9 protein-coding genes are annotated in these 12,057 nt (G+C 33.6%); 2 read left to right on the top strand and 7 right to left on the bottom strand.

Features of this window, described 5'->3' with window-relative positions; translation table 11 throughout:
• The first annotated feature begins 114 nt into the window (after window positions 1-114).
• Window positions 115-558, top strand: a complete 444-nt coding sequence (locus VB798_RS03950; protein WP_323256198.1) for a small multi-drug export protein — start codon at window positions 115-117, stop codon at window positions 556-558.
• On the opposite strand, the gene VB798_RS03945 is transcribed toward VB798_RS03950, so the two are convergent.
• The 3 genes from VB798_RS03945 to VB798_RS03935 all read right to left on the bottom strand — a co-directional run bounded on the left by VB798_RS03945 (window position 547) and on the right by VB798_RS03935 (window position 2,807).
• On the bottom strand, window positions 547-1,293 hold the full coding sequence (locus VB798_RS03945) for a glycosyltransferase family 2 protein (protein WP_184130296.1): 747 nt from the start codon (window positions 1,291-1,293) through the stop codon (window positions 547-549). The two genes, VB798_RS03950 and VB798_RS03945, sit on opposite strands and share 12 nt — an antisense overlap.
• 97 nt (window positions 1,294-1,390) lie before the next feature.
• Window positions 1,391-2,452: an NAD-dependent epimerase/dehydratase family protein gene (locus VB798_RS03940; RefSeq protein WP_323256195.1), complete on the bottom strand. Its 1,062-nt coding sequence runs from the start codon at window positions 2,450-2,452 to the stop codon at window positions 1,391-1,393.
• 106 nt (window positions 2,453-2,558) lie between these two features.
• Window positions 2,559-2,807, bottom strand: coding sequence for a hypothetical protein (locus tag VB798_RS03935; protein ID WP_323256193.1), 249 nt, complete (start codon window positions 2,805-2,807; stop codon window positions 2,559-2,561).
• A gap of 464 nt (window positions 2,808-3,271) precedes the next feature.
• Between VB798_RS03935 and rho the strand changes: the two genes are divergently transcribed.
• Window positions 3,272-4,978: a transcription termination factor Rho gene (gene rho / locus VB798_RS03930; protein ID WP_323256191.1), complete on the top strand. Its 1,707-nt coding sequence runs from the start codon at window positions 3,272-3,274 to the stop codon at window positions 4,976-4,978.
• Window positions 4,979-5,048: 70 nt separating this feature from the next.
• On the opposite strand, the gene VB798_RS03925 is transcribed toward rho, so the two are convergent.
• From VB798_RS03925 to VB798_RS03910, 4 genes are all read right to left on the bottom strand, one after another.
• Window positions 5,049-5,792 (bottom strand): GLPGLI family protein, encoded by a 744-nt coding sequence (locus VB798_RS03925; RefSeq protein WP_323256189.1) that lies wholly within the window; start codon window positions 5,790-5,792, stop codon window positions 5,049-5,051.
• Between the two features lie 90 nt (window positions 5,793-5,882).
• Window positions 5,883-8,687, bottom strand: a complete 2,805-nt coding sequence (locus VB798_RS03920) for an outer membrane beta-barrel protein (protein ID WP_323256187.1) — start codon at window positions 8,685-8,687, stop codon at window positions 5,883-5,885.
• Between the two features lie 231 nt (window positions 8,688-8,918).
• Window positions 8,919-10,433 carry an alpha,alpha-trehalase TreF gene (gene treF / locus VB798_RS03915; RefSeq protein ID WP_323256185.1) on the bottom strand — a complete coding sequence of 505 codons (1,515 nt, stop codon included), beginning with the start codon at window positions 10,431-10,433 and terminating at the stop codon, window positions 8,919-8,921.
• Between the two features lie 119 nt (window positions 10,434-10,552).
• Window positions 10,553-11,809: an MFS transporter gene (locus VB798_RS03910; RefSeq protein WP_323256183.1), complete on the bottom strand. Its 1,257-nt coding sequence runs from the start codon at window positions 11,807-11,809 to the stop codon at window positions 10,553-10,555.
• Window positions 11,810-12,057: the final 248 nt, after the last annotated feature.

Genomic DNA, 12,057 nt, shown 5'->3' with positions numbered 1-12,057 from the left:
AATACCTTCGCAAGTTAGTTTAAAATTATTGATTGAAAATTAAATAATTTCATTCTTAGATTTAATCAATTATAAAACTTAATCAATTGACTTACAAAGACTAACGTATTAATTATGACATTTGGGAAATATTTTACCGTAATGCTTGCAACAGCCATTAAATTTTTTAATGGGCCTATCGCTGGGATTGTAATGGGATTGACTTGGTGGGAAACAGCAATATGTTGTATCATTGGTATGATGACTACCGTAACTTTGATTGCTCTTTTGGGAAGTACGATTCAACGTTTAATTGCGAAGTATCGTAAAACTAAGCCAAAACTATTTTCAAAAAGGACTAGGTTTGCAGTGAAAATCTGGAAAAAACTTGGTATTTGGGGAATCGCTTGTTTTACTCCACTCTTTTTTACGCCCGTTGGAGGAACACTTTTAGCATTATCTTTTAAAGTACCATTCTTTAAAATATTCTTTTCAATGCTACTTTTTGCGGTTTCTTGGGGAATATTATTTAGTTATTTATTGTACCAAATTACTTGGTTAAAAAACTTATTTTCTTGATGGTTTTTTCATATAATCACCACGAGAAAAGAATTTTTCAATCATACAATACAGTAAAATAAAGAAGTATCGGCTACCCATTTCTTTTATTTTCAATTTAGATTCTCCGTATTTACGATTCGTCCAACTATTCGGAACAACAGCAAAAGAATAACCTCTAACGTATGCTTTTAGGGGTAATTCTACTGTTAAATTGAAATGCGGAGACATAAAAGGTTTGATGCCTTCGATGGTCTCTCTTTTGTATAATTTGAAGGCATTGGTAGTATCATTGTACTTTATCCCAACTAAAAAGCGTATGATAAGATTAGCAACACGGTTGATATAAAGTTTCAATTTAGGGTAGTCTATTACTTTTCCACCTTTCATAAAACGGCTACCGAAAACAGCATCAACATCTTTTTCAAGCATTGTGTTGTAGTACTTTACTAAATCCTCAGGATCGTCAGACATATCTGCCATCATTACTGCTACACAGTCGCCAGTAAAACGTTCTAGTCCGTATCTAACAGCATAGCCAAAACCATTTGGTCCTTTGTTAGTGAAATAAACTAAAGTAGGAATTTCCTTTTGTAATGCTTGCAGAACAGCTTCTGTATTGTCTTTTGAATTATCATTAGTAACACAGATTTCATGTTCAATTCCATATTTTTGAAGCGTATTGTATAAAGATTTTAATGTTTCTGGAATTGATTCTTCTTCGTTATATGCAGGAATTACGACACTTAGTTTCATAATATGTTGATATGAAAAATGAATCCGTTGGTAGCCAATCGGATTCATTTTGGGGAATTAAATATTTTAAACGTAAAATCAGAATGCTATTTATCTCTTATAAACGAGACGCAATACCATCGTGAATTTGCTGTAAGGTTTCATTTAAACCAAAAGTCCAGTTCCAATTAGGATAATGTGATTTAAATTTAGAAAGGTCTGAAACATACCAAATATGGTCACCAATTCTATTGGTTTCAGAATAGCTGTAACTCATTTTTTTACCTGTCATTTCTTCACAGATTGCAATGGCTTCAAGCATTGAACAATTGGCAAAACGCCCGCCACCAGCATTATATACTTCGCCCGCACGTGGATTTAAATAGAAATTCCAGAACATATTCACTAAATCGTAAGAGTGAATATTATCACGAACTTGTTTGCCTTTGTATCCGAAAATTGTGTAATGATTTCCAGTAATGGCACATTTCATCAAGTACGATAAAAATCCATGTAGAGCAGTTCCTGAGTGATTTGGCCCTGTTAAACATCCACCACGGAAAATACCCGTTTTCATCCCGAAATAACGACCATATTCTTGTACTAAAACATCTGCTGCTACTTTTGATGCACCGAACAATGAGTGTTTAGTATGGTCGATACTATGGTTTTCGTCGATACCATTTTCAAAATATGGGTGACTAGCGTCGATTTCAAAACGGGTTTCTGTTTCTATTAATGGTAAATAATTTGGATTATCACCATATACTTTATTGGTAGAAGTAAAGATGAATACGGCATCTGGAGCATGCAAGCGAGTCATCTCAAGCATATTCAAAGTGCCGTTGGCATTTACAGAAAAGTCAGTAAAAGGTTCTTTTGCTGCCCAATCGTGTGAAGGTTGGGCAGCAGTATGAAGCACACATTTAATATCTGTTCCGTATTCTTTGAAGATTACCTCTAATTGAGAAACCTCACGAATATCAGCTTGATAATGTTTATAATTAGGAAACTGTTCTTCTAAACGATTACGATTCCAAGCAGTAGATGCCTCGTTTCCAAAAAAGTACTGACGCATATTATTGTCAATACCGATTACTAAATCAAATTTATCTGAAAAGAAAGAGACTGCTTCGCTACCAATTAATCCAGCGGAGCCTGTTACAAGAGCTATATTCATTTATGGGTTCAAAGTTAAAAAAATACGAAAAGCGTTACAATTTTATTTGCAACGCTTTCTTAGATAAAATATAATTAAGTAGAAACTTTTCTCACAGATATAATGCTTAATTACCTTGAGTATTCGTACTATCATTAAATAGTTTTTCACGAATTTTGTTGGCTCTTACTTCGTTTTCAGGTTTTGCTGTGTATTTGTTTTTTGTTTGTGCAGCAGCAGAATCTGGATGTACACCATACACATATTGATCTCCTTCACGAAGGTCAGCTTGTTTAATATTGTTATTTTTTTGATAGTCACAAGCGATGGCTAACAAAGCGATACTGGCGATAGCTAAAATGTTTTTGCGATTCATTTTTCCGTAATATTCTGGTTTGATAGCACAAAAATAACAGGGGAATCTCAATTAAAAAATTTTATCAGAAAGTTTAGCCTTTTTTAATATAATTCAACGAAGCATAATTTTGGTCTAAGCCGAGTAATCAATCAATTTGTGAGAACGTTAACTTAAGTGTTGGAAAAAGGATTAATATATAAGTGTACTGATGGTTAGTTGATTATGTAAATTATTGTAAAAAAATGAAGAAAATGTTTGATTATTTGAAATAATGGAATTATCATTGCAGTACAATTCACAATCCTGTGTGTTTCTTCCGTTAAGATTTTGATTATTAAATACTTAACATCATTTATCCACATCATTCCAAATTTTTCCCAAATTTAACTTTAAAGTTGACAATCTTTTTTAAGATGTTTTTATTAATATTTAACCACAATTTAGAAAGACTTTAATTGTAGATAGTCTATCAATTTACCCTTATGTACAAAATTGAAGAATTAGACATGATGCTTATTTCGGAGCTTCATGAGCTTGCCAAAGAATATGCCATTTCCAATGTTAATGACCTTCCTAAAAAAGAACTCATCTACAAAATTCTTGATAAACAGGCGGTAATGCCCCCAAAAAACCGCAAACCTTCCACCAAAGATGCTATGCAAGACGATAACAAAACAGAAAGGAAAGTGAGGAAAGAGTCTGGAGTAGCTTCAGATGCCCCTCGTCCAAAAAGACAACGCATTTCTAAGGAAGATGCCGACAATGCAGTGGTTGTAGCTAAAAATACAACAATTAAACAAAGCCCATCAGAGCTACCGAAACCTAAGGTTGTTAAAGAAGTAAAAGCCAAACCAGAGGTTGCTTCGGACATTACTTATGAGTTTGATGAAGAGCCAATTGTAGATTTTCCGATAGAAGTTGAAGAGGAATTTGTAATAGATACTTCGTTTATTACACCAGATGAACCTGCTGCTGGTTTGCCACAAGAGCAAGAAGTACGTAGTGATGTTACTCGTCAAAATAACAATAATGCGTTCAAAAAACCGATTTATAATCAAGCTATTCGTGAGTTTGATGGCATTATTGAGAACGAAGGCGTACTTGAAATTATGCAAGATGGAGGTTATGGCTTCCTTCGCTCAGCAGATTATAATTATTTGGCTTCACCAGATGATATTTATGTTTCACCTTCGCAAATAAAACTATTTGGTTTAAAAACTGGTGATACTGTTCGTGGTTCGATTCGTCCACCGAAAGAAGGAGAGAAGTATTTTGCTCTTTTAAGAGTAGAATCAGTGAACGGAAAAACGACTGAAGAAATTAGAGATAGAATCCCTTTTGAATATTTAACGCCTCTTTTCCCAGAAGAAAAACTAAAACTTTCTTCTCGTCCAGATCAATACTCTACTCGTATTCTTGACTTATTTGCTCCAATTGGAAAAGGTCAACGTGGTATGATTGTAGCGCAACCCAAGACTGGTAAAACGGTATTGTTGAAAGAAATTGCGAATGCCATTTCAAAAAATCATCCTGAAGTTTACTTATTGATTTTGTTGATTGACGAACGTCCAGAAGAGGTTACGGATATGCAACGTAGTGTAAGAGCAGAAGTAATTTCTTCTACTTTTGATGAACAAGCAGAACGCCATGTAAAAGTTGCAAGTATCGTTTTAGAAAAAGCAAAACGTATGGTTGAATGCGGACACGATGTTGTAATTTTATTAGATTCTATTACTCGTTTAGCTCGTGCGTATAATACTGTCGTTCCTTCTTCAGGAAAAATCTTATCGGGTGGGGTTGATGCCAATGCGCTTCACAAACCAAAGCGTTTTTTCGGAGCTGCACGTAATGTAGAAAATGGAGGTTCATTGACAATCATCGCCACTGCTTTGATTGATACGGGTTCTAAAATGGATGAAGTAATTTTCGAAGAATTTAAGGGAACAGGTAATATGGAATTACAACTTGACCGTAAGTTGTCTAACCGTAGAATGTACCCTGCAATTGATGTTACAGCATCAGGTACTCGTCGTGAAGATTTATTGATGGATAAAGAAACGCTTCAAAGAGTATGGATTCTAAGAAAACACATGAGCGATATGAACTCTGTGGAAGCAATGGAGTTTTTACAACAGCAAATGAAAGGAACAAGAACAAACGAAGAGTTTTTAGTTTCGATGAATAGATAGTTATTGTAAAGATTGAATCTTGACAATAATAATAAAAAAGGAGTTGCCGAAAGCAACTCCTTTTTTATTATTAATATCGAATAAACCAAAATGGGTTTCGTTCTTCTTTGATTTTTTCCTGAATAATTTTCTTTAACATTTCTTGATAGGCTGATTCATTCATTTTTTTACCTTTCAGTTTTTTGGGTGGTGCCAATTCTTGAGTAAGTTTTTTAGACTCTATTTTTGATGCTTGAATCAATACTGTACCGTCGTTGATGTCTAATTCTAGAATTAAACCCGGTAGTCCCCAAAGTCTTTCTGGACCAGCGTTTGAAGGAATATCTTGTGCAAACCAAGCAATTATTTTCTGCTTTTTTAGCGTATCTTCAATCATGGCTTTCATACAAATATGTCCTGCTACTTCTTTAATATCATTCAGAATTTTCCAATTGGGAGTTTGTAAAGAATCTTCGATGATATAAGTTTTCCCAAGTATTTCAAAAACATCTAACATTGTGTTCTTAGAAAAATTTCTGGCAACACTAAATTCTTCCTTTCTCCAAGCATAGCCTTCCGATTCTTCCGACCTTTCTTCTGAAGCAACATATTTACTCTCATTATCATTGTAATGAAGTAACATATATTCTTTCCAATCGTCTTTACCAGCAAACATATAAGTCATTTTTTCTTTTTCTTGTTTGCTCAAATAACTTAGTTGGTTGTTCATTTTTGTCCAATAAGTTGTTCTAGTAAAGTAAACAGTTCCCTCATTGGTTTGTGCAAACATTTGTATTGAGAATAAAATGAATGCGATTATCAATATTTTTTTCATGTGCTAAGATTTCTAATTGTTAGAATGGAGTAATTACTGGTTTTGAACAATGAGTTTAAGCTAAACATTGCTCAATTTTTAAACCTTTCATTACCAACCATTATTTTTCTTTAATTTATCCACATGTCCTTTTACGTTGTAAGTGATGCTCAACATAAAATAACGAGCTAAAGTTAATGCAGTTTGGTTCGTTACAACGTTTTGATAACCACGTTGTGAGATTGTCTGACGTTTGTTGAACACATCAAATGCTGCTAAACGAAGCTCAACTTTATTATCTTTCATCAGTAATCTTCTTACAGAACAGTTCAAGATTGGAATGTCTTGATTGAATCCGAAACGATCGTTTTTATAGCCATTATAATCAAGATTTGTTTCAAAGAAGGTTTTCTTCGCAAAATTCCATTTTAAAGAGGCATCTAAACCTTTTGTATTAATGTTCTGATTTTGTCCTTCTTCGATAGAATATTTAACCTTGGTGAAACCTAAACTTCCACTAAGTCCCATTAATAATTTATCACTTGGAGTAATGCTAAAACCTAAAGTAATGTTATAACCTTGGTTATTTGTTTCATTTTTAACTCCGTTGATAAACGTTGGGTTATTTGTAAGGTTAACATTTCCGTTTAGGTTAACTGTAAGTTTTGTTTTTACAATCGGAAAACTTGTGTAAAGTCCAGTATTGAAACGAGTACCGCCTGAAATGTTTTCTGGACGAGTTGTCGTAACAAAATTTTGGTCAACCGTTTGGTTATAAACTACCTGACTTAAGTAATAATTATAACTTGTCCACAAGCTAATATTAGTAAAAGTAGAAGGGTCAAATTTGTAAAGATCCAATCCAACTTCATGACTTTTAACAGGCAATAAATCTTGATTTCCTTTTGTGATGTAAAAAGGGTTATTGTTATTGACAACTGGTTGTAAATCGGTGATACTTGGTGCTTCCACATTTAAATTATAGTTGAAGCCTATATAAGCATTATTTTTCAGTTCGATACTTGCTGAAAGGTTTGGAGTAAGCGCATCGTAGCTTTTATTGATTTCAGTATTTAAAGGAGCATCTTTTTTAGGATAAACTTTTCCATTCAAATCATAGCGAAGTCCAGCTAAACCAGCTGAAATATTAATCCCCGCATGAGAATAACGTATGCTACTACCAATTCTGTTATAAGTAATATCATTTTGGTAAAATGTACTCAAGCTATCAAAACGTTCATTGTTTGATAAACCATTGAAGGCATTTCTTCCTACTTCTTGTTTATTGTTGCTGAAATTATAGAAACTTTCCCAATAGATTTTCTTTGAAAGCGGCTCTAGGAAATTTAATCCACCTTTCAAAAAGTTAGTATTATTGGCATTTTGATTTAATTGACTGATGGCTCTGATTTGCTCGTTGACATCCTGTGCTGCAAAAAACTTCGTTAATGAATAAAGTTTATCAGTTCCATCTGTGGACGCAACATTGTACATCAAACTAGCCGCTAAAGTACGCCCTTTCTTTTTGAATTTATGTCTGAAAATAGCTGTACCCGAAAAGTTAAAAGCATTCAAATCTGAACTATTATTGATAGCAACAGCATTACGAAGTGCATTTTCTTGGGTTAAGTAACGCTGACTTTTCAAATCTGTTCCGTTAGAATTACTAAAACGCAAACTTGCTTTGGTAATTAAAGTGTTACTTGAATCTAGCATTTGCTCAAAGCGCCCAGCAATACTGTGGTTCCCTCTGAAATTAGTGGTTTTTGTCGTATCAGTAGTAGAGAAAGAATTGTTTTGCAAAAACGTTTTAGTGTTTTGAAATTGATCTAGTTTTAAATCTGTCTGATTGTAGAAATAGCTGGTACTCAATTTCGTTTTTTGATAAGTATAATTATAATTCACACCACTACCAAAGTTTTTGGTGAAACCTCTTCCATCAAAATTATCGGTAATACCACCGCCATCAGAAAAATAGTATCGACCGCCACTACCAAAACCAAAATCACCATTATCATTCTGATTAAAAGTATTATTTCCTTTGAATTCGCCGTAATCACTCCAGTTCACGCCCGTTTCGTTGATATTATTGGCATAACCGAGTATCGAAAACTGTTCTTTCTTATTAAAACGGTTATAATTTCCTCTGAAAGCATTTCTTGATTCTGTTCCTACAGCACCCGTAATTTTCCCAAATGCTCCTTTTTTGTATTCATCTTTTAATTCAAGATTGATGGTTTTTTCTTTTTTACCATCGTCGATGCCTGTCAATAAAGCTTGGTCAGATTTTCCATTGAAAACCTGTACTTTAGAAATCGTTTCAGCACCTAAATTTTTGGTTGCAGCTTTTGGGTCATCACCAAAAAACGTTTTTCCATCCACTAATACTTTTTTTACGTCTTTCCCTTGTGCTTTGATATTTCCACTGGCATCTACTTCTAAACCTGGCAAACGACGAAGTAAATCTTCAACCGATGAGCCAGGGGGCACTTTAAATGAAGCTGCATTGTATTCAATCGTGTCACCTTTGATACTCAATGGTGCTTTGGCTGTTCGTACAACTACTTCCAGTAATTCTTGAGCAATAGGTTTGATTTTGATAGCTCCTAAATCTGCAATATCAGTTTCTGAAGGTTTTACATTTTGCTGATAAGGAAGGAATCCGACAAAGGAAATTTTGAGTAAATAATTGGAATTTTTAACATTTCTGAATTCAAAAGCACCTTTGTCGTTTGCTCTTGAGAAATTAACCAAAGCAGAATCTTTTGGCTGTAATAACATAACTGTTGCGCCAGACATTATTGTTGAATTCGTGTCTTGAACGATGCCTTTTATCGTTACTCTGGCTGGATTTTGTGCCAACATTAGGGTAGAAAAGGCGAGACAAAAGAAAAGCAATAAAGTAGATTTATACATGATGATAGAGTTGATTGTGTGGAGGTTTAAATATCAAAAGCCAAATTAACTATTTTTTTAGTTAATAAAAAAGCACTTAACGTTTTTTAACATTTTTGTAAAAAGAGGGAGAGAATGAGACTTTTGTTGCAGGGTTGCCGATTTATTTTTTTTGAGCTAGATGGGAGAGAAGTAAAACGCATCATGTTTATCGCCAAGAATAAACATGATGCGCCTTAAAAGAAGTATGTTTTATTTAAAATTCAGGAATTTCAAGAATACGCCATTTGTCCATCCAAAACCATCTTGATTAGGATATTCTCCTCCACCAGCTTCGGTATTTGGTGTTTCTACGTTGTATTTTTCGGTCATTTTACCCGTTTTTAAATACACCTTTTCATTACTTTGAATCCAGCGAGTTTTGATTTTATCGGCTAAAATATCAAATCCGTAAGATTTTAATCCTTGATAAGTAATGTATTGCAAAGGTGCCCAGCCATTTGGGGCATCCCATTGTTGACCAGAATTTGTAGTGGTTGTAATTAAACCGCCATCTTTTAAAAATCTATCTTTGATGATTCTGGAAACATTGGTTGCTTGAAATTTATTAGCAATTTCAAAAAACAGTGGAAATGTTGCCGCCAAAGTATAAGCCTCAGTATTTTTTTGTGCTACAAAATCGTAATCAAAGTAAAACCCTGCTTCTACGCTGTAACAATATTTCTTGATGGTTTTTTCTCTGAGCTTTGAAGCATTATAGAGTTTGTTGGCAGAAAAATTATCATCTAACAATAAAAAAGCTTTGAATAAAGTTTTTTCAAGATTTAGGAGTAAGCAATTTAAATCAATAGGAATAATATCAGTTGTGTGAATGGTACTCATATTTTGTCCATCCTTAAACCAACGACTACTAAAATCCCAACCAGATTCTGCTGCTGCTCTGATGTGTCGATAAATTTCTGAGGTATTTTCTGTAGCTTGTTCAGCTAATTCAACGTCTTCTTTATATGCTTCTGGTCGTGGAGTATTATTTTCATCCCAATATCGATTCAAAAAACCTCCATTGGGCATTTTTACCACTCTATTAATGGCAATATTTTCCTTTTCTTTAGTCAACTGATTTTTACCTTTCATCCAAAAATCATATTCTTTTTCTAAAGCAGGTAAATATTTAAGCAATACTTCATCACCTTTTTCTTGTCTGAGTAATTCAACCATTAAAGAAAAAAATGGTGGTTGCGAACGCCCCAAGAAATAAGTACGATTACCGTTAGGAATGTAGCCAAATTTATCAATCAAAAAAGCAAAATTATCAATAATGCCTTCAATTAAATCAATTTGTCCACTTGCTTGCAAGCCAAGCATCGTGAAGTAGCTGTCCCAATAATAAATTTCTTGAAATCTCCCACCCGGAACAACATAGCGTGAAGGCAATTGAATTAATGAACCTTCTTGTTCTTGTTGGTTGGGTTCACGAGTAAGAATTGACCACAATGCTGATAAATGTTCAGCGATTGGTTTTGAAGTATCACTTTTGTAATCGTTTGATGGAATAGAATTGGCAGTATAGTTATTATCAATAAATTGCTTTAAGTTAAAAGTGGGATTATTTTTTTCTTGTAAATATTTTTCCAAAATTAACTCAGACGCATACTTTGGAATGTAATCATTAAAAGTTTTGGAGTCAGGAAAAATATCACTCATCTGCACGGCGACGAACAATTCATCGAAGGGATGATCTGGTTGGGTATAATTGTTATTGGACATCTTGATTTGACACTACAAAGTATAGCATAATCGCTCAAATTATTTTGTCCCTTGTAGCCTTTTGTTTTAAGTGATTGTTTATAAAATATAATTAATGCTCAATCTATAAAAAATATCAATTAATGCCCTCCTGTACTCTTTAATTCAACTTTTTCGCTGTTTGATAATTTGTTGAAAACAATCAAACATACAATTAAAATAGTCAGTGGAATCAATGAAAAGTAGAAAGCGCTTTCGCCACCATAAGCTTCAAAAATATGTCCAGTAATTAATGAACCTGTTGTGCCACCCAATGCTGAAAAAATCACAATTAAACCCGACATTACTCCATGCTGACGATTGGGAAGTGAACTTAAAATAACGGAATTAATTGCTGGATAAATTGGTGCTATAACCAAACCAATCATCGGAAAAATAAAAGCAACAATTGGGGCATTTCCCCAACCTGTAATTGCTTCATCACCTAAATTTTTGGCAAGTGGTAAAGCTACAATGACTAAAATTCCCGCCAAAACTACACAAGTAAGTAATACAAAAAGCCATTTGATTTTTCGAAGTGCAATTCCAGCCAAAAATCTACCAATTGCTGTTGAAGCCGCTAAAATACTTGCCATTTGGATGCTCAAACTAGCAGGTAAATGTAATACTTTACTATTGAAAGTCGGTAGCCAGCTCATAATACTTTGTTCAATTAATACATAAATAAAAGCACTCGCCACAAAAACTAAAACCACTGGAACAATTACCAAACGAAGCATTTCATTAAAACCGCCCAATGTGTTTTCAGTACTTTCTTTTTTAATGCTTGATTCATCCAAAGGGGAAGTCAATAATAATACAAATGCAAAAGCAGCCAAACCAGCCAATAAATAATAAACATTTACCCAAGCAGGCGACTGTGGATTTAAGTCGTCAATAAAAGCACTAAATACAAAACTACCCGTAAGCACACCAATCATAAAGAACGATTCAATGAAGTTCATTAAGCTGATATGCTCGTTTTTATCTTTGGTGATTAAGCCAATTGTGGCATAAACCGAAACTTTTATCAATGCAAACGAAGTACCAATGGAAGCGAATAGCAATTTTGTCATCCAAAATTGATTTAAAAAAGGCATCATCAAACAAGTAATTGAAACAATTCCTAGTGCAATCAACATAGAATTTTTATAGCCAATTCTTACAATAAAGGAAGCAACTAGAAAAGAAACACCAGCAATGCTCAAATCTTTGAATGCCTCTAAAACAGAAGCCGAAGATTCTGAGATTCCATAAGTATTTTGTACTTGTAAAATCACCGCTCCAACGCTATTCAATAGAATGGCAAAAAGGAAATAATTGATAAATATCGATACTTTAATTTTCCAGTTGTTCATGGTTTGGGATGCTAATAATATTAAAAAAAGAAGCGGACGTCAGTCCGCTTCTTTGGCGTTATTGGCTTGATGATAAAGTAGCTATATAAATGGTTAATGTTTTCACAAAATTCAGACAATATTGGTTAAAAAACTACTCTTTGATTATTAGAAAATGTTACTGTATTAATAATTAATATTATTAAGAAGTAAATTTTTCAGTAAATTAGCCATAAAAATGGAAATATTCATAATTTGTATAAAAAATA

Source organism: Arcicella lustrica, from assembly GCF_034930985.1.
Lineage (GTDB): Bacteria > Bacteroidota > Bacteroidia > Cytophagales > Spirosomataceae > Arcicella > Arcicella lustrica.
The sequence above is the reverse complement of the archived record's forward strand: the minus strand, read 5'-3'. Positions and strand labels throughout refer to the sequence as shown.